Origin of the sequence: Hyphomicrobium sulfonivorans, assembly GCF_013306565.1 — a bacterium.
GTDB lineage: Bacteria > Pseudomonadota > Alphaproteobacteria > Rhizobiales > Hyphomicrobiaceae > Hyphomicrobium_A > Hyphomicrobium_A sulfonivorans.
Genome location: NZ_PZPO01000005.1, coordinates 57,663 through 75,054 on the forward strand (window position 1 = coordinate 57,663; position 17,392 = coordinate 75,054).

The window sequence follows — 17,392 nt, forward strand, 5'->3', positions numbered from 1 at the left end:
ATGCGCGCTGGCGCACGTATCGCAGCAGCAGCTGAAGTTCTCGACGACATCCTCAATCGGCATCGCCCTGCTTCGATGGCTTTGGCCAACTGGGGCCGTGCGCACCGCTTTGCTGGCTCGGGCGATCGCGCCGCAATCGGCACGCTGGTGTTCGATGCCCTGCGCCGCCGTCACTCCATCGCCGCCCGCATGGGCAGCGATGAGCCGCGCGCGCTGGCGCTGGGTGCCGCGTCCCGCGCGCTTGGTTTGAGCGCTGAGGAAATTGCCGCCACCGCCGACGGTTCCGAGCACGCGTTGACGCCATTGTCGGACGACGAAGTCAAAGGCTTGACCGCCGAGCTGCCCGCCGATCTTCCGGCCTATGTCGCGGGGGACTTCCCTGAGTGGCTGCAGCCGTCACTTGAGCGCGCCTTCGGTGAGCGCGCAGCCGAAGAGGCGGCGGCACAGGCGGCGCGCGCGCCGATCGACCTGCGCGCCAACATGCTGAAGGCCACGCCGGACAAAGTGCTGAAGGCGCTGTCGCGCTACAACGCCGAGGCAACGCCCTATGCGGCGAACTGCGTGCGTGTGCCAGCGCCGGAAGGCGCTGGCAAGGCGCCGCATCTGGAAGCTGAGACGGCGCACGGCAAGGGCTGGTTTGAAGTTCAGGACGAAGGCTCGCAGATCGCCGCGCTGTTGGCCGGTGCGGGGCCGCGCATGCAGGTGCTGGATCTGTGCGCGGGCGCTGGCGGCAAGACGCTGGCACTGGCTGCCGGTATGCAGAACACCGGCCAGATCTACGCCTATGACGCCGACAAAAAGCAGCTCCGCCCGATCTTCGAGCGCCTGAAGCGCGCCGGCGTGCGCAACGTGCAGGTGATGGACGGCGGCGAAGAGGATGCGCTCAAGGCGCTGGGGCCACGCTTCGATCTCGTGCTCGTCGATGCGCCGTGCACCGGCTCGGGCACATGGCGGCGTAAGCCCGACGCGAAGTGGCGTCTGAAGCCCGTCAACCTTGAGGAACGCATCAAGGATCAGGTGGCGGTGCTCGAACTCGGCGCCGAGATGACCAAGCCGGGCGGCGCGCTGGTTTATGTCACCTGCTCGATGCTGCCGGAGGAAAACCGCGATCAGGTTGCGGCCTTCATTGAGCGCCATCCCGATTTCGCGCTGGAGCCCTTTGCACCGGTTTGGGAAAAGCAGGTGGGCGGAGCTGCGCCTGCATCCGCCGACGGGCACACCGACACGCTGCAGCTCACGCCCGCAAGCCACGGCACCGACGGTTTCTTCATCGCGCTAATGCGCCGACACAAACAGTGATCGGCGCGGCGCAGCAACGGGCGCGAATAATTGCTGCGCGCCTCTTGCAAAGCCACAAATCGAAAATAAGTTCGCCGACTATTGGGCCATTGGGGCCTGGTATAGATCGGCCGTTCGTGGCTGAAGGGGGCAGCATAAGCCCCGGGTCAGAGCGCGGCCCTTAAAGGACATACGTCCATCATGGCACCTGTTGCCAAGGCGAAGCGCCTGAAGCGTCCCGCGCCGCGTTCGTGCCTCGGTCCCGTTGCGGACCTTGAGGCCCATTTGCCCGCCGAATGGTGGCGCAAACTTTTCAATGCTCTCTACGTCAAGACGGACGGCGACGTCGTCGAAAACAATGAGAACACACGTCGCGACGTGGATTTCATCCTCGCCGCCGCGCCGGTGCAGCCGCACAGCCAGATCCTGGATCTGTGCTGCGGGCAGGGCCGCCATTGCATCGAGCTGGCGCGGCGCGGCTTCCGCAACGTCACCGGCGTCGACCGCTCGCGCTATCTGGTGCGGCTGGCAAAAAAGCGCGCGCAGAACGAGCGCCTGCAGGTGGCGTTCAAGGAGGGTGACGCCCGCAATCCACGTCTGCCGGAAGCCAGCTTCGATTGCGTCGCCATCATGGGCAATTCGTTCGGCTACTTCTCCAACAAGCAGGACGACGAAAAAGTTCTGACCATGGTGGGCAAGCTGCTGCGCCCATCCGGTCAGCTGGTGCTCGACATTACCGACGGCGCCTACATGGCCGACCATTTCGAACGCCGTTCGTGGGAATGGATCGACGAGCATCATTTTGTCTGCCGAGAGCGCTCGCTGTCGGCGGATCGCGAGCGCCTGATCTCGCGTGAGGTGATCGTGCACGATGAACTGGGCGTCATCGCCGACCAGTTCTATGCCGAGCGGCTTTATACGCGCGATGGCATTGCGCACCTGCTGGAAAAGGTCGGGTTCCGCAACGTCCGCCATCACGGCAGCACTGAAGCGCTGTCGGATCGCGATCAGGATCTCGGCATGATGGCGCGCCGTCTGCTGCTGTCGGCCGATGCGCCGGTGATCAAGCGCAAGCCCAAGGGCAAGGTGCAGCAGATTGACGTCACGGTGCTGATGGGCGATCCGCGCCTGCCGGATGCGGTGAAGCGCGGCGGCGAGTTCCAGGCCGAGGACTACGAGACCATCCGGCGCCTCAAGGACGCGCTGTCGGAGTTGCCGGCCTATCGCTTCCGTTTTCTCGACAATCACGCCACGCTCGACCGCGACCTGTCGGAGCTGCGCACCGATCTTGTGTTCAATCTGTGCGACGAAGGCTTCAACAACGACCCGTTCAAGGAGTTGCACGTTCCGGCGATGCTGGAAGCGCTGGACATTCCCTATACGGGCGCAGCGCCGCCTGCGCTTGCCGCCTGTTACGACAAGGGGCTCGTGCGCGCCGTTGCGATGACGCTCGATGTGCCGGTGCCGCTGGAAACGCATGTGCGTCCCGGCGATCAGGGCGCCACGCTGCCGTCGGTCTTCCCGGCGCTGCTGAAGCCGAACTACGGCGACAGCTCGCAGGGCATCACCAAGGAGGCGGTGGTGCACAACGAGAAGGGGCTGCTCGATTATCTGGAGAAGCTGCGCATCGCGTTCCCGCGTCGTCCGGTGCTGGTGCAGGAGTATCTGACCGGAGCGGAATACTCCGTCACGCTGATCGGCAACCCCGATCAGGGTTTGCGCGCGCTGCCCATTCTTGAGGTCGATTTCACCAAGCTCGATCCGAACCTGCCAAAGATCCTCGGTTACGAATCCAAGTGGGAGCCGGACAGCCCCTACTGGACGCAGGTTTCGTATCACGAGGCCGAGCAGCTGTCGGAGGTGCAGCAACAGCAACTCGTCGAACACTCGACGCGTCTGTTCGAGCGCCTCGGTTGCCGCGATTATGCCCGCTTCGATTTCCGCGCCGATGCCAAGGGCGAGATCAAGTTGCTTGAGGTCAATCCCAATCCGGGCTGGTGCTGGGACGGGAAGGTCAACCTGATGGCAGGCTTCGCCGGTATGCGCTATGCAGACATGCTCGGACAGATACTCGCGGCCGCCGTCGAGCGTCTGTCCATTGTCGGCAAAGCAACTATGCAGGTTGAGGCAGCACAGTGATGAAATATCTAGGCTTGCTCGTGTTCGTTCTTCTTGTCGCGGGCGCGGCCTACACTGGATCAACGTACCTGCCAGGGCCGTTTTATGCGGCCCTGGAAAAGCCGGTGTGGACACCTCCCGATGATGTGTTCATGCCCGTCTGGATGGTCCTTTACGCCATGATCGCGCTGGCCGGGTGGATAGCCTGGCGCGCGCAGGGGTTCGGTCCGTTGCTGTGGCTGTGGTTGCTGCAGCTGGGGCTCAATACCGCGTGGTCATATTTCATGTTCGGCGAAAAGCAGATCGCGTCAGCCCTGATCGACATCGGCGCGCTGTGGGTGGCCGTGCTCGCGTTCATCGTGCTGGCGTGGCCGGTGCGCCGCTCAGCGGCGTTGCTGTTCGTGCCGTATCTGCTGTGGCTCTCCTATGCTGCCGCTTTGAACTTCGAGATCTGGCGCCTGAATACGTGATGTGAACGCCTGACGTGAACATCTGAGGCACTTCTCACCAAAAGCATGCGATGCAACGGGGTAACGCCGTCCACTGGAACGGCGCGGTCCCGTTGGTGAAATACTGTGCGCACTGACGATGCGCTGCTACAATCCAGCCCGCGCAATTCGCCATCCTGTTTGCGCGGGGGATCGCATGAACCACGCTGAAAGCACGCTGCCTGAAGCCGCGCCGATGGCCGCGAACGCCGCGCCGTCCTTAGCCTGCGGTGAGTGCGGGGCCGAGACATCGGGCAACTTCTGCTCCGCCTGCGGTGCCGATCTGCGCACCAGCGCATTAAGCTTTCTGGGGCCAGCGGCCACATCTGTTCGGCGCAGCTTCCCCGCCGTCTATCTGAAGATCCTGCGCTCACCCATCCGCCAGACGGTCGCCTTCGCCGATGACAGAACCTATCGCGGCTATGTCTCGTTCGCGCTGACGGGCATTGCGCTCTACATCCTGTTTTTCGTTCCCATCGTCATCCGCATGGTCGTGCCCGGCACCGAGGGCGCGCATCTGTCGGAAAGCATGCAGACGATGATGAAGGCGCTGTCGCAGGCCGGCATTTACGTCGGCATGGCGCTCACGTTCCTGCTCGCGTTTGCGCTGTTCCGCGCCTTCGCCCCCGCGCGGCGACCGTTCCCGGCCTACTTCAAACTCTATGCCATCGCGATCGGTTTTGTGGCGCCGATCTACGGCATCTATGAGTTTGTCATCCGGCTGCTGCCCGGCGGCGTTGGCATGTCCGCACTCGGAAACATCGGCGACGATGCCATGCACAATCCAACCGTGTGGGTGTCGACCGCTCTGGCGCTGCTGCTGTGGGGCTATTTCGCCGCCATCCATCGCCGCTTCTGGTCCACGTCCGTGTGGCTGGCGGTGGTGCTGTATTTTCTCGCGTCGTTCATCTCAAACTGGTTGAGCTATCATCTGATGTGGTGGGTCGGTTTCCACACCGCGCGCATTCTCATCGCAGCCGGCATCGTCACGCCGTAGCCCGCCAGCACCATACGCCAGCAGCACGGTCTCCGTCGCGCTACTTGGCAGCGCCGGGATCGTCCTCAACGTGCCACTTGCCAACCGGCGCCGATGTTTCCGCGCGCGCATTCTGCGCCAGCACGGCTTCGAACTCAGCGCGTGGAATGAGCGCGAAGCCCATGTCCTTCAGCGTCGGCGTGAAGTCCTTGCCGTCGTTCAGCACAAAGCCCCACTTCGCCAGATGATGATTGAGGTAGCCAAATCCGATCTTCGAGGTGTTGCTGGCGCGGCTGAACTGGGATTCGGTGTAGAAGATGCGGCCCACGGCGATGCCGTATCCGCCGCCGACGAGTTCGCCTTCCGCGTCCCACACCTCGAACGAATGCGCGATGCCCTGATCGTGTAGCGCTGCATATAGCTGCATGATCTTCGGCGTGATCCATGTAAGCCCGGCGGCGCGGCCCTTGCGCGGCGCGGCGCACGCCTTGATCACCTCGTCGAAAGCCTCATCGAACGTCACCCGATAGGTGCCTTTGCGCATGATGCGGCGCGCATCCTTCGAAAGCCGATACTGCGCCGGATCGACCACCATGCGGCTGTCGCGCGTCCACCACTTCAGCGGACCGCAATGGCTCCACGGGAAATAGCCCTTGCGTGCCGCTGCCAGCACGCGCGCCGGTGAGACATCGCGGGCGACACCGGCGAAGCCCTCCGGACGCGCATGCAGCGTCGCTTCGCCTGGCTCGCGCGTGCCACCGCGCGCCATGTCGGCAGTCGCGTGCCACAGCAGCAACGGCACATCGCCCGCGCGCTTGGGCTGGCAGGCATAGGCAACGCCCAGCACCCATCGCGTCAGCCGCTGCCGCATCGTTTCCCGAAACAGCTCCCGGCGGCTGGCGGTAATGTCATCACCATCCTGCGCGACGATTTCCATGAACGGGGCGGCGACATTGGCCATTCCAGCTTCCTTCCGGCAGGACCATGATCGCTTCGGACCTTATCAGTCCGGGGCGTGAATCATCGGTCCAATAAAACCCTGGAGCTGCGTCGCGATTCAAAGAAAAGCGATCGGGCTCTGGCGCCGGCCACTACAACGTCGGCCGACACCTGCAAGCTGCCCGGCGGGGCTTACGAAAACCCCAACAAATGGAAATGTTCGGAGTTCCGCGCCGGTTTCCTGGCCAACAGGGTTAACCGGAGCGGGCAGGGACGCAGGCAGCGGTCGACAGCTCCAGCATTGTGCCGGCGAAGCGCGGAGGCAGGCGATGCAACTTTCCCGTGGGCAGGCGCGCAAAGCCCCGCATCGCGACGCTCGCCCGCCTTGACGGTCCAGATTGCGGAGTGTCTATGGGCGTACGTTTTACACGTATAAAATGTACAGCATCTTTGAGCGCGCCCGCTCCCGCATCGGCGATTATGGGCGCTCTAAGCCCTCGAAACGCGGAGATCACGTGAGCAACCCTGTCGCGGATACTGACACCGTCCTGATCGTCGACTTTGGCAGTCAGGTGACGCAGCTTATTGCGCGCCGGGTCCGCGAGGCGGGCGTTTATTCCGAGATCGTGCCGTTCAACCGCGCATCAGAAGCGTTGGAGCGGCTGCAGCCCAAGGCGATCATCCTGTCCGGCGGCCCCGCATCGGTCACCGCTGAAGGCTCGCCCCGCGCGCCGCAGGGCGTGTTCGAAAGCGGCCTGCCCATCCTTTCCATCTGCTACGGCCAGCAGACCACGGCGGTGCAGCTCGGCGGTGTTGTCGAGGGCGGTCACCCGGCCGAGTTCGGCCGCGCCGATGTCGTCATCAAGGAGCCGTCGGCGCTGTTCGAAGGCGTGTGGGAAGTCGGCAAGCGCTATCCTGTCTGGATGAGCCACGGCGATCGCGTCACACGCATGCCCGAGGGCATCACCGTCAAGGCCACCAGCGAGAACGCGCCGTTCGCCGTCGCCACCGACGAGAAGCGCCGCATTTACACAACCATGTTTCACCCCGAAGTGGTGCACACGCCCGATGGCGCGAAGCTGCTCGCCAACTTCGTGCACCGCATTGCGGGCATCAAGAACGACTGGACGATGGCGCACTTCCGCACCGCGGAAATTGCCAAGATCCGCGCGCAGGTCGGTGGTGCGCGCGTCATCTCCGGTCTGTCCGGCGGTGTCGACAGCGCCGTTGCGTCGGTGCTCATTCACGAGGCGATCGGCAACCAGCTGACCTGCATTTTCGTCGACCACGGCCTGCTGCGCCAGAACGAGGCCGAAGAAGTCGTCCGTCTGTTCCGTGAGCATTACAACATTCCGCTGGTGCACGTTGATGCGCGCGAACGCTTTCTGGCCGCGCTTGCGGGCAAGAGCGATCCGGAAGCCAAGCGCAAGATCATCGGCGGGCTGTTCATCGATGTGTTCGAGGAAGAAGCGCGCAAACTCGGCGGTGCTGATTTCCTTGCGCAGGGCACGCTCTATCCGGACGTGATCGAAAGCGTTTCGTTCACGGGCGGACCGTCCGTTACCATCAAATCGCATCACAACGTCGGCGGCCTGCCGGAGCGCATGAACCTCAAGCTGGTCGAGCCGCTGCGCGAGCTGTTCAAGGATGAAGTGCGCGCGCTGGGCCGTGAGCTTGGGCTGCCGGAAACATTCGTCGGCCGCCATCCGTTCCCCGGTCCCGGTCTCGCCATCCGCATCCCCGGCGAGATCACCGAAGAGAAGCTCGCCATCCTGCGTCAGGCCGATGCGATCTATCTTGATGAGATCCGCAAGGCTGGCCTTTACGACGAGATCTGGCAGGCGTTCGCCGTGCTGCTGCCGGTGCGCACCGTTGGCGTCATGGGCGATGCGCGCACGTATGAATATGTCTGCGCGCTGCGGGCAGTCACCTCAACCGATGGTATGACGGCGGACTATTATCCGTTCGAGCACGCCTTCCTGGGCGCCACCGCCACCCGCATCATCAACGAGGTGCGCGGCATCAACCGCGTCGTCTACGACATCACCTCCAAGCCCCCCGGCACCATCGAGTGGGAGTGAGAGTCGCCTGCATAGTCTGGAAGCCTGTCTCTCTGGAAGCCTGTCTCTATAGCTGAATAGCTGATCGAAAAGACGGGCCATAACCGATTGTGGGCCGCGGCTGTCTTTGCAAGAGGTGCGCGTCAATTGTCCCTTTCGTCCGCAGGCAGACATATTTCTATCTTAATGTACTGTGTGGACGACAGGACAGCTTTGTTACTGCCCTCTATCAGATGGCGGAGCCAACCAGAGCGCCGATGCCCGCCGTGACTGCCATCGCGAAAGCGCCCCAGAACGTTACACGTAACGTCGCCTTCATCACGTTGGCGCCGCCTGCCTTGGCGCCAATCGCGCCCAGCAATGCCAGGAACAGCAGCGAAGCAGCCGACACCGTCCAGACCAGCAGGTGAGCTGGCGCCAGCAGGACCATGGCTAGGGGCATTGCCGCACCGATGGCGAACGATGCCGCTGAGGTCAGTGCAGCCTGGATCGGCCTAGCCGTCGTCATTTCCGAGATGCCTAGTTCGTCATGCGCGTGTGCGGCAAGCGCATCCTTTGCCATCAACTGGTCCGCCACCTGGCGTGCAAGGTCAGGTGATACACCTCGGTTCACATAGATATTCGCCAGTTCCTCACGCTCAGATTCGGGCTGCGTCGCCAGCTCCAGACGTTCGCGGTCGAGGTCGGCGTTCTCGGTGTCAGACTGGGAACTGACGGAAACGTATTCACCTGCAGCCATTGACATGGCGCCGGCCACAAGACCCGCCACGCCCGCCACCAGAGCCTGTGAGCTTCCCGTCGAAGCGGATGCGACGCCCACGATCAGGCTCGCTGTCGAGACGATGCCATCATTGGCGCCGAGCACGGCAGCGCGAAGCCATCCAATGCGCGAAATGAGATGGCTCTCCGTGTGCAGACTGCTCATGGCCGTCTCCTGATGACACCGTTCAACGTCGTCGCAGCAGAGACCTTACGACACCCGCAAAGCGGCCGATAGCCACCAACGGACGCGATGGTCGAGGTTGGTGGGCCCGCCACTCTGGCCCAGTCGATCCGCGCCGGTGTTCCGGGCGCTCACATCGCGCTGATCGGCGTTTTGGCGGGCTTCTCGGGCGAAGTGCCGACATCTGAAGCCGTGAGCAACAACAGGGATATGGTTCGCGCGCTCGAAGGGTTTGTCTGGCGGCCGGTCGTGGATCGCAGCTATCACTTGGAAGAAATTGCAGATGCGATTGTCTGGCAAAAGTCGCGCCAGCATTTTGGCAAGCTCTGCCTGAGCTATTGATCGCCCGGAGCGACAGTTGGAGCGCGCTGCCTCTCGCGTTTGATTGAAGCAATGGGCGGCCTTGATCATGGCCGCCGGTTGCGTTGCGCCCAGTGCGCATAGAGCTCGTCGTCGCCCGCCGCTGTTGCGTCATCTGCAACGGGCACGTGTCTTATCGACATCGACTGTTCACCCAACGGCCGGCGCAGGTCGTCGTAAATCGCGGCCGTTGATAGCCCGAATGGTTCGGCGTCGGCGTTTGAATAGGCGTAAGCAACCGAACCAACGCCCGCCATCCGCATCGCCGCCAGACACATCGGGCACGGATGGCCGCTGGCATAGACGGCGGCACCCTTCAGCGCGTCGGAACCGTGCGCACGCGCCACTGCGCGCAGCGCCAGCAGCTCGGCGTGATCTGTGATGTCGCCGCTGCGATGGATCTCATTCACACCGGTCGCGATCACCTCGCCATCGCGCACCACCACCGCCCCGAACGGGCGCCCGCCTTCATCGACATTGGCGCGCGCCAGTGCCACGGCCTGCCGCAAAAACCGGTTTGTAGCGTCGGCGATGTCCATGGTGCGGGCGCTGTGTTCGTCGGTTGCCGTCATTGGCCTTGCAGCGCGCTCTTCTGTGCCTTGCGGCGCTGAGAGCGTGCACGCAACCGTGGCGCGAGAAGCCAGCAGATCGGCGCGGCCAGAAGCAGGCTGGCAACGATGATGATCGGAAACCACTCGGCAAGGTACTGCGCCTGCTCCGTCAGCATCATCAGCGGCAGAATTCCTGCCCCAAACAGCACGCCGCTCACCATCGGATACAGCAGGGCGGCAATCGCAAGCCGGTCGGTCATGGCAGTTCCTCGCATTTACTCCACAGCGGAGCAACGAACGTTATTCCATTGAGGTTCCGAATTCGTATCCTTCGCGCCAAAGCGGCCGTCCCGAGTGCCGAATGATTCAATGCGAAGGATTTTGCTAATGAAGCCGATCACCATCTACGGCATCCCCAACTGTGACACGATGAAGAAAGCGCGCAGTTGGCTGGAAGCGCACGGCGTCGACTACGCATTTCATGATTACAAAAAGACTGGCATCGATGCGGAGCGGCTGGCCGCGTGGAGCAAGAAGGTTGGATGGGAGACGCTGCTTAACCGCGCGGGCACCACGTTTCGCAAACTTGCGGACAGCGACAAGCAGGATCTGAATGAAGCGAAGGCCATCGCGCTGATGGTGGCGCAGCCCTCGCTCATCAAACGCCCGGTGCTGGAACTTGGCGGTGACCAACTGCTGGTTGGCTTCAAGCCTGAAACCTATGCCGCCGCACTTCCAGGGTGAGCAACCGCGCGCTACCCACGCCCAACACAACGACAAATGGCGACGCACTGGGCGCGCCGCCATTCAGTCTTTCCACGCAGCAGGGATTCCCCGCCGATCACGCCAACAGCTCACGCACCATCGGCATTACCTTGCCGCCATACAGCTCGATGCAATGCATCAGCTTATCGTGCGGCAGCATTCCGGCGCTGTACTTCAGATCGAAGCGTGTGGCGCCGATCTCCTTCACCGTCGCCGCGATCTTGCGCGCAACCGTTTCCGGCGCACCGACATAAAGCGATCCGTGCGTGATCTCGCGATCGAACTGCGCGCGCTGCAACGGCGGCCAGCCGCGGCTGGCACCGATCTGATCGTGCATGCACTTATAATCCGGCCACATTTCTTCGCGCGCCTGCTCGTCGGTGTCGGCGATATAGCCGGGTGAATGCACGCCGATCGGCAGCACCGGTTTGCCGAACTCAGCCAGCGCGTTGCGATAAAGCTCAGCGTAGGGCGCAAACCGGCGCGGATCGCCGCCGATGATGGCCAGCATCAGCGGCAGGCCGAAGTGAGCCGCGCGCACGACAGATTCAGGACTGCCGCCAACGCCGATCCACGTTTTCAGCGTGCCGTGTTCAATCGGCGGGTAGACGCTCTGATTATTCAGTGCCGCACGGGTTTCGCCCTGCCACGTCACCGGTTCGTTGCGCAGCAACTGCACGAACAGGTCGAGCTTTTCGGAAAACAGCTTGTCGTACTGGTCGAGCGCATAGCCGAACAGCGGAAATGACTCGGTGAACGATCCACGTCCAAGAATAACCTCCGCGCGCCCGTTCGATGCAGCATCGAGCGTTGAGAAGCGCTGATAGACGCGCACCGGCTCATCGGAGCTGAGCACCGTCACCGCCGAGCCAAGATGGATGCGCGTCGTTTGTCCGGCGATGGCCGCCAGCACGACGTCCGGCGCCGAGACCGCAAAGTCGGCACGGTGGTGTTCGCCCACACCGAAGAAATCGAGCCCGAGCTGATCGGCCAGCACTGCTTCTTCAATCACGTCGCGGATCACCTGGGCGTGCGATTTCAGCTCGCCGTCTGCGCCTCGCGTCACATCGCCGAAAGTGTCCAGTCCCAGTTCAAGAGCTTGCGTCATGGTTTCACCGATGATGCTGAAATGTCCGGCTTAGGTGGGAGGCGTAGGCGCGCACTTCCAGCTCACCCGATGCCGCACGCAAACCCGGGCGATGCCGTGTTCGGATACAAAATCGCCAAGAGGTGAATTTTTGACGATCAGGAGTCGGCAATCAGCGCGGCGCTGACGGCGCCGAGTGCAGCCAGGGCATCGTAGGGCGATAGACGCACCTGCAACCCGCGTTGGCCGCCGTTGATGAAAACCAGATCGTGCGTCAGCGCCGATGCTTCGAGCGCGACGGGCACCTTGCGCATCTGCCCGAACGGACTGATGCCACCCACCTTGTAGCCGGTCAGGCGCTCGGCATCGGCTGGCTTCATCATTTGCGCACTCTTGCCGCCGAACGCCGCGGCCAGCTTTTTCATCGAGACCTCGGCATCGGAAGGCACAATCGCGCACACCGGCTTGCCATCCACCTCGGCCATCAGCGTTTTCAGCACCCGCGTGGGATGCTCCCCGAGCGCTTCTGCCGCCTGCAATCCGGTGCGCTGGGCATCGGGATCGTAGGCATAGGTGTGCACGGTAAATGTCACCGCATGCTTTGCCAGCATCTGCGTTGCGCGAGTTGCTTTCGCCAACTCAATTCTCCGCCGCGTTCATGTCTCAGCGCCGTCACGCAACAATATCGTCCAGCGATTTAGCCAGACAGATGAGACCGGGATAGGGATGTGTGCCGTAAGGCGCAATCTCCGCAAAACCAAAGCGGCGGTAAAGCCCGATCGCGCCCTGCATGTGCGGCAGGGTATCCAGTTTTATCTCGCGATAGCCGAGGCCGGCAGCAGCCGAAAGGATGTGTTGCAGTAAAGCTGCGCCAAGTCCTGTGCCGCGCGATTCCGGCGTCACGTAAAGCCGCTTCAATTCGCACGATGCCGCCGATAGCTGTCGCAGCGCTACGCATCCCACAGCGGCACCGTCAGCAGCGCGGGCAATAAGTAGCGCGCCGGTCGGCGGAGCATAGACGCCCGGCAAGGTCGCCAACTCCTGCTCGAATCCTTGCGCATCGAGATTGACCGGCAGCGATTGCGCGTAGGCGCGGAACAGCGCCGCGATGACGTCAAGGTCAGCGGCAGAAGCGGCAAGGATCGAGCAGGTGTGCATAATCGCCTTGCTATCACAAGCTGCGGCGGCGCGAAAATCGGTGTAGTGAATACATGGCAATTCGAACCGATACAGGGGCGGCCATGCGCAGGGTTGGTGGTAATGCAAATTTGACGGGCATGTTCGCACTCATGGTGGCGCTAGGCGCCGCTGCGCCGGCGTTGGCGCAGGATAACGCGTGTTTGCCCGCCAACGGGGAAGGCCAGATCGCGCAGGGTCAACTGACCATCCGCGATGGCGCCATCATCCTGAAGCTGCCGCAGGCCGTATGCCTTACAGGCGCTGACGAGGACGATAACGTCGATGCCACCGATGAAATTCACGTGGCGCCCATGGATGAAGACATGCAGCAGGCGCTAACGGGGCTGGTCGGTCGCGACGTAAAAGTTCGCGGCACCATGATCCCGGCGCACACGCAGCATCATAAGGCGCCGATCGTTCTGATGCTGGAGCAAGTGGCCCCGCTCTGAGCGCCGCGCGGTCTGCGCGCGGGCACGTTTTTGCGCTCGCGGACATGTGCGGGTCCAGACCGGCCAGAACCGACCTATTGTTACCGCATATTACGCCGCTGCCTAGTGGATCATTTATGCCGCTTGAGGGGCGACGCCGGCGCAGGGAATATGTTGGTGCGCCGTGGAGCAATTGCCCGCCACGGGGGCAGGGAAGGGAAACAGATAATGGACAGCAAGAAGCTCGCTCTGTTTGCGCTTGGGATGGTTCTGTTCGGCAGCACCGTTTCGGGTGGCGTCGCCTTCGCCGCCGATCCCGCCCCACCCGGAACGGTGGAGGACGGCATGCCCTGGCCGCCGGATGGCGTCACCGATCCCAATGTCGAGTACCCGACCGACGGGACTGACGGCATCTCCGACGGCGAGATGGCGGCCGAGCGCAATGCTCCCCGCAGCGACGATCTCTCCTCCGATGCCGACGTCGATGATGTCCCTGCAGCCGACGACGGTGCGGCAACTGACCCTGCGCCAAACGAAGCTCCAGACCAGGCCCCGGACTGACGCACGGCCGAGTTGACGCGGCGGAACCCTCAATCGTGGCGATTGACCGGACTGCCGGACTTTTCTATTCCAGTCCCATGGCGAAACTGCCCATTGTCAAACTTCCGGACCCGATCTTGCGCAAGCCCTCAGCTTTAGTTGAGCGGGTTGATGATGAGACGCGTCAGCTTGCCGACGACATGCTGGAGACTATGTATGCCGCGCCCGGTGTCGGGCTGGCGGCGGTGCAGGTCGGCGTGTTGCGGCGACTGGTGGTCATTGACGTTGCCGATGACGACGACAAGCCACGGCCTTTGGTGCTCATCAATCCGCAGATTGTTGACTTCGGCTCAAGGCTGCGCATGCACGAAGAGGGCTGCCTTTCCATTCCAGATACGCTGGTCGAGATCGATCGCCCGTCCACATTGACGCTTAGCTATGTCGATCGTGACGGCAAGGCGCAGCAACTTGAGGCCGATGGGCTTCTGGCGACGGCAATCCAGCATGAGGTCGACCACCTCGACGGCAAGCTCATCATCGATTTTCTTTCGTCGCTGAAGCGCAACATGATCGTGCGCCGCTTCAAGAAGCAGACGCGCATCAGCTGATCTGCCGTTGGCTTCGCGCGCCCTGTGCCACGCTATTCGCGCGCTGATTGCAGTCCGGCTTTGCCCTGGGGTGTCGCCATGTCTCTACGCATCATTTTCATGGGTACGCCCGACTTTGCGGTGCCGACGCTGGCCGAAATCGTTGGTGCGGGGCACGACGTGGTGGCCGCCTATTCGCAGCCGCCGCGCGCAGCGGGGCGGGGCATGGCGGAGCGGAAATCGCCGGTGCAGGTTTTCGCCGAGGCCGCAGGCATTCCGGTGTTCACGCCAACGCGGCTGAGAGACGCCGATCAGCAGGCTATCTTTGCTGCACACAACGCCGATGCTGCGGTCGTCGTCGCTTACGGACTATTGCTGCCGCAACCCATTCTCGAAGGCACGCGCCTTGGCTGCTACAACCTGCATCCGTCTATCCTGCCGCGCTGGCGCGGAGCGGCGCCCATTCAGCGAGCGGTGATGGCGGGCGATGCCGACACAGCCGCCACCATCATGCGCATGGAGGCGGGCCTCGATACCGGGCCGGTCTGTCTGGCTGAACCGGTTGCCATTGCTGCCGATGAGACTGCGGGCGAGTTGCACGATGTGCTGGCGGCGCGCGGTGCTTCCGCCATGGTGCGCGCGCTGGCGGCGCTGGAACGCGGTACGCTGGATTGTCAGCCGCAGAGCGATGACGGCATCCTCTATGCTGACAAGATCGACAAGGCGGAGTCTCGGATCGACTTCGCGCGCGGCGCGCGTGATGTGCATAATCTGATCCGTGGCATCTCGCCGTTTCCCGGAGCGTGGTTTGAAGTCGAGCGCGATGGCAAGCGGGAGCGGTTCAAGGTTCTACGCTCGCAGTTGGTGGCGGGACACGGCGCGCCGGGTGAGGTGCTCGACAATGCACTGACGGTTGCCTGCGGCGAAGGCGCGATCCGCATTGTCGAACTGCAGCGCGCGGGCAAGAAGCCGATGCCTGTTGACGAGGTGTTGCGGGGCTTCCCCATCCCGCCAGGCACTCGCCTTTAATCTCATCAAGACGGCCACTTATCCCCGGCTATTGACGTTAACCGTGAACAAAGGTTGACGAACCGTTAACGGGCGTTACTTATCGCATTGATGTCCGCACGTTACGGAGAACAGTGTGATGCGTTTGTTCGTTGCCGGGGTATGCCTCGCCGCCACCATGTCTCAGGCGAGCGCGCAGCAGGCGCACACCACGCGGATCGAGACGCGGCCTTATTACGGCGCTGTCGTCACCATCGAGCACGGTGTGCGCGTGTATCGGCCGGTTCCGCCCACCCGGCACCTCATCATCAATCCCGACGGCGCCGCTGCGGTTGAGCTCAATGTTGGCACAGGCGTTTCCACCGGCCAAACCGCTGGCAATGTCGCCGCGCGCTGATTGCTCACGCGTTTCACCTGCAGGTGAGACTTGAGGGCGATGCTGCATCACATTAGGGATTGAGGCGCGCAATCGGGCGCGCCTTTTTCATTTTGATCAGTCTGTCGCTTTGGCCATGCCTCGCTATCGCATCACGATTGAATACGACGGCACGTCGTTTCTCGGCTGGCAGCGCCAGGCCGATGGTGCGTCGGTGCAAGGTGCGCTCGAGGAGGCGGTGCGCCGCTTCACTGGCGAGACCGTCACCGTGCATGGCGCCGGCCGCACCGATTCTGGTGTACACGCGCTGGGTCAGGTTGCGCACTTCGATCTGCCAAAGGAGTGGGAGCCGTTCCGCGTCCGCGAGGCGATCAATTATCACCTACGTCCCGCCACCGTCGCTGTGCTTGAATGCGCACGTGCGCCCGATGATTTTGATGCGCGCCGCAGCGCCGTTGCGCGCCACTATCGCTATCGCATTCTATCGCGGCGCGCGCCGCCGACGCTGGAGCGCGATCACGTCTGGTGGTTGCCGATCGAGCTGGACGCGGATGCAATGCACGCGGCGGCGCAGGTGCTCATTGGTCATCACGATTTCACGACATTCCGCGCGTCGCAATGTCAGGCGAAATCACCGGTGAAAACGCTCGATCGGCTGCAGGTCTCGCGCTACGGCGAAGAGATCGTCATCGACGTTTCTGCGCGCTCGTTCCTGCACAATCAGGTGCGCTCAATGGTCGGCAGTCTCAGGCTGGTCGGCGAAGGCAAGTGGAACGCACGCGATCTCAAGGCAGCGCTTGATGCCTGCGATCGCGCGGCCTGTGGACCCGTTGCCGCCGCGCGTGGGCTTTACCTCACGCGCGTTGATTACCCATCGTGGTTGTGAAGCGCACGCGCGCGCTTTCTCTCGCTGTTTCGCACAGATCGACCCGACAACAAAAAAGGCAGCCAACCGTTGCCGGGGCCGCCTTTGTTTGTTTGCGAACGTGCATGCGCGACGGACGATAACGCCGCCTGATCTTATGCGATCATCGACAGGAATTCCTGACGCGTTACCGGGTTGTCGCGGAAGCATCCAAGCATGCGCGACGTCACGAGGTCGGTGCCGGGCTTCATGATGCCACGTGCTGTCATGCAGTGGTGCTCTGCCTTCAGCACCACGGCGACGCCCTGCGGCTGCAGCACCGATTCAATCGCGTTTGCGATCTGCGCCGTCATCTTCTCCTGGATCTGGAGACGCTTGGCATAGACCTCAACGACGCGGGCCAGCTTCGAGATGCCGACGACGCGACCGCTGGGAATGTAGGCAACCCACGCGCGGCCGATGATCGGCGCCATGTGATGCTCGCAGTGGCTTTCGAAGCGGATGCCTCGCAGCACGATCATCTCATCGTAGCCTTCGGTTTCCTCGAAGGTCTTCGACAGGATCGCTTCCGGGTCTTCGTTGTAGCCGCGGAAATATTCCTCATACGCACGCGCCATGCGCTTGGGCGTTTCGTGGAGGCCATCGCGGTCGGGGTTTTCACCGGTCCAGCGCAGAATGGTGCGGAATGCAGCCTCGACTTCGGAGCGGCTCGGGCGGTCGGATTGATCCATGGACGCGTCTTTTCTTGTGCTGAGTATGTCTTGCGGAGAGATCGGCACCCCAAGGCACCCGTCGGATTGGGCTGTTATGGGGACGCCGGACGCTCTAGGCAAGCCGCCCCGCC

The 17,392-nt window shown here is 62.8% G+C and carries 21 protein-coding genes; 13 read left to right on the forward strand and 8 right to left on the reverse strand.

What is annotated here, in order from left to right; all coding sequences use genetic code 11:
• The 4 genes from C6Y62_RS11740 to C6Y62_RS11755 all read left to right on the forward strand — a co-directional run bounded on the left by C6Y62_RS11740 (nucleotide 1) and on the right by C6Y62_RS11755 (nucleotide 4,881).
• On the forward strand, nucleotides 1-1,299 hold the full coding sequence (locus C6Y62_RS11740; RefSeq protein WP_173954073.1) for an RsmB/NOP family class I SAM-dependent RNA methyltransferase: 1,299 nt from the start codon (nucleotides 1-3) through the stop codon (nucleotides 1,297-1,299).
• A 180-nt stretch (nucleotides 1,300-1,479) separates the two neighbouring features.
• Nucleotides 1,480-3,417, forward strand: coding sequence for a methyltransferase domain-containing protein (locus tag C6Y62_RS11745; RefSeq protein WP_068460913.1), 1,938 nt, complete (start codon nucleotides 1,480-1,482; stop codon nucleotides 3,415-3,417).
• The gene (locus tag C6Y62_RS11750; RefSeq protein ID WP_173954074.1) at nucleotides 3,417-3,866 is read left to right on the forward strand and encodes a TspO/MBR family protein; all 450 of its coding nucleotides are present in this window, start codon (nucleotides 3,417-3,419) and stop codon (nucleotides 3,864-3,866) included. The genes C6Y62_RS11745 and C6Y62_RS11750 overlap by 1 nt, the downstream gene beginning before the upstream one ends.
• A gap of 175 nt (nucleotides 3,867-4,041) precedes the next feature.
• On the forward strand, nucleotides 4,042-4,881 hold the full coding sequence (locus C6Y62_RS11755) for a hypothetical protein (RefSeq protein ID WP_173954075.1): 840 nt from the start codon (nucleotides 4,042-4,044) through the stop codon (nucleotides 4,879-4,881).
• Nucleotides 4,882-4,921: 40 nt separating this feature from the next.
• Here C6Y62_RS11755 and aat read toward each other — a convergent pair whose 3' ends face one another.
• The gene (gene aat / locus C6Y62_RS11760) at nucleotides 4,922-5,821 is read right to left on the reverse strand and encodes a leucyl/phenylalanyl-tRNA--protein transferase (RefSeq protein WP_173954076.1); all 900 of its coding nucleotides are present in this window, start codon (nucleotides 5,819-5,821) and stop codon (nucleotides 4,922-4,924) included.
• A gap of 493 nt (nucleotides 5,822-6,314) precedes the next feature.
• On the opposite strand from aat, the gene guaA reads away from it, so the two are divergent.
• The gene (gene guaA, locus C6Y62_RS11765) at nucleotides 6,315-7,880 is read left to right on the forward strand and encodes a glutamine-hydrolyzing GMP synthase (protein WP_338074368.1); all 1,566 of its coding nucleotides are present in this window, start codon (nucleotides 6,315-6,317) and stop codon (nucleotides 7,878-7,880) included.
• 208 nt (nucleotides 7,881-8,088) lie between these two features.
• Here the strand turns inward: guaA and C6Y62_RS11770 are convergent, their stop codons facing one another.
• On the reverse strand, nucleotides 8,089-8,784 hold the full coding sequence (locus C6Y62_RS11770) for a VIT1/CCC1 transporter family protein (protein WP_173954078.1): 696 nt from the start codon (nucleotides 8,782-8,784) through the stop codon (nucleotides 8,089-8,091).
• 87 nt (nucleotides 8,785-8,871) lie between these two features.
• Between C6Y62_RS11770 and C6Y62_RS11775 the strand changes: the two genes are divergently transcribed.
• A complete protein-coding gene (locus tag C6Y62_RS11775; RefSeq protein WP_173954079.1) occupies nucleotides 8,872-9,144 on the forward strand; it encodes an MDR/zinc-dependent alcohol dehydrogenase-like family protein in 273 nt (90 codons plus the stop codon).
• Between the two features lie 65 nt (nucleotides 9,145-9,209).
• Here C6Y62_RS11775 and C6Y62_RS11780 read toward each other — a convergent pair whose 3' ends face one another.
• Nucleotides 9,210-9,734 (reverse strand): nucleoside deaminase, encoded by a 525-nt coding sequence (locus C6Y62_RS11780; RefSeq protein WP_246274649.1) that lies wholly within the window; start codon nucleotides 9,732-9,734, stop codon nucleotides 9,210-9,212.
• Complete coding sequence (locus C6Y62_RS11785; protein ID WP_173954080.1) at nucleotides 9,731-9,973, reverse strand: hypothetical protein; 243 nt, start codon at nucleotides 9,971-9,973, stop codon at nucleotides 9,731-9,733. The genes C6Y62_RS11780 and C6Y62_RS11785 overlap by 4 nt, the downstream gene beginning before the upstream one ends.
• A gap of 127 nt (nucleotides 9,974-10,100) precedes the next feature.
• Between C6Y62_RS11785 and C6Y62_RS11790 the strand changes: the two genes are divergently transcribed.
• A complete protein-coding gene (locus C6Y62_RS11790) occupies nucleotides 10,101-10,457 on the forward strand; it encodes an ArsC family reductase (protein ID WP_173954081.1) in 357 nt (118 codons plus the stop codon).
• A 97-nt stretch (nucleotides 10,458-10,554) separates the two neighbouring features.
• On the opposite strand, the gene C6Y62_RS11795 is transcribed toward C6Y62_RS11790, so the two are convergent.
• The 3 genes from C6Y62_RS11795 to C6Y62_RS11805 all read right to left on the reverse strand — a co-directional run bounded on the left by C6Y62_RS11795 (nucleotide 10,555) and on the right by C6Y62_RS11805 (nucleotide 12,723).
• The gene (locus C6Y62_RS11795; RefSeq protein ID WP_173954082.1) at nucleotides 10,555-11,586 is read right to left on the reverse strand and encodes an LLM class flavin-dependent oxidoreductase; all 1,032 of its coding nucleotides are present in this window, start codon (nucleotides 11,584-11,586) and stop codon (nucleotides 10,555-10,557) included.
• A gap of 137 nt (nucleotides 11,587-11,723) precedes the next feature.
• Entirely contained in the window at nucleotides 11,724-12,203 is a 480-nt protein-coding gene (gene ybaK, locus C6Y62_RS11800) for a Cys-tRNA(Pro) deacylase (RefSeq protein ID WP_173954083.1), read from the reverse strand.
• Nucleotides 12,204-12,237: 34 nt separating this feature from the next.
• Nucleotides 12,238-12,723: a GNAT family N-acetyltransferase gene (locus C6Y62_RS11805; RefSeq protein ID WP_173954084.1), complete on the reverse strand. Its 486-nt coding sequence runs from the start codon at nucleotides 12,721-12,723 to the stop codon at nucleotides 12,238-12,240.
• 119 nt (nucleotides 12,724-12,842) lie between these two features.
• Here C6Y62_RS11805 and C6Y62_RS11810 point away from each other — a divergent pair, with 119 nt between their 5' ends.
• From C6Y62_RS11810 to truA, 6 genes are all read left to right on the forward strand, one after another.
• Nucleotides 12,843-13,193 (forward strand): DUF4431 domain-containing protein, encoded by a 351-nt coding sequence (locus tag C6Y62_RS11810; protein ID WP_173954085.1) that lies wholly within the window; start codon nucleotides 12,843-12,845, stop codon nucleotides 13,191-13,193.
• A 207-nt stretch (nucleotides 13,194-13,400) separates the two neighbouring features.
• Nucleotides 13,401-13,733, forward strand: a complete 333-nt coding sequence (locus tag C6Y62_RS11815) for a hypothetical protein (protein WP_173954086.1) — start codon at nucleotides 13,401-13,403, stop codon at nucleotides 13,731-13,733.
• Nucleotides 13,734-13,810: 77 nt separating this feature from the next.
• Complete coding sequence (def, locus tag C6Y62_RS11820) at nucleotides 13,811-14,320, forward strand: peptide deformylase (protein ID WP_173954343.1); 510 nt, start codon at nucleotides 13,811-13,813, stop codon at nucleotides 14,318-14,320.
• A 78-nt stretch (nucleotides 14,321-14,398) separates the two neighbouring features.
• Nucleotides 14,399-15,328, forward strand: a complete 930-nt coding sequence (gene fmt, locus C6Y62_RS11825; protein ID WP_173954087.1) for a methionyl-tRNA formyltransferase — start codon at nucleotides 14,399-14,401, stop codon at nucleotides 15,326-15,328.
• 118 nt (nucleotides 15,329-15,446) lie between these two features.
• The gene (locus C6Y62_RS11830) at nucleotides 15,447-15,704 is read left to right on the forward strand and encodes a hypothetical protein (RefSeq protein ID WP_173954088.1); all 258 of its coding nucleotides are present in this window, start codon (nucleotides 15,447-15,449) and stop codon (nucleotides 15,702-15,704) included.
• Between the two features lie 115 nt (nucleotides 15,705-15,819).
• Complete coding sequence (truA, locus tag C6Y62_RS11835; protein ID WP_173954089.1) at nucleotides 15,820-16,569, forward strand: tRNA pseudouridine(38-40) synthase TruA; 750 nt, start codon at nucleotides 15,820-15,822, stop codon at nucleotides 16,567-16,569.
• Between the two features lie 134 nt (nucleotides 16,570-16,703).
• Here the strand turns inward: truA and folE are convergent, their stop codons facing one another.
• Nucleotides 16,704-17,279 carry a GTP cyclohydrolase I FolE gene (gene folE, locus C6Y62_RS11840; protein WP_068460947.1) on the reverse strand — a complete coding sequence of 192 codons (576 nt, stop codon included), beginning with the start codon at nucleotides 17,277-17,279 and terminating at the stop codon, nucleotides 16,704-16,706.
• Between the last annotated feature and the right edge of the window lie 113 nt (nucleotides 17,280-17,392).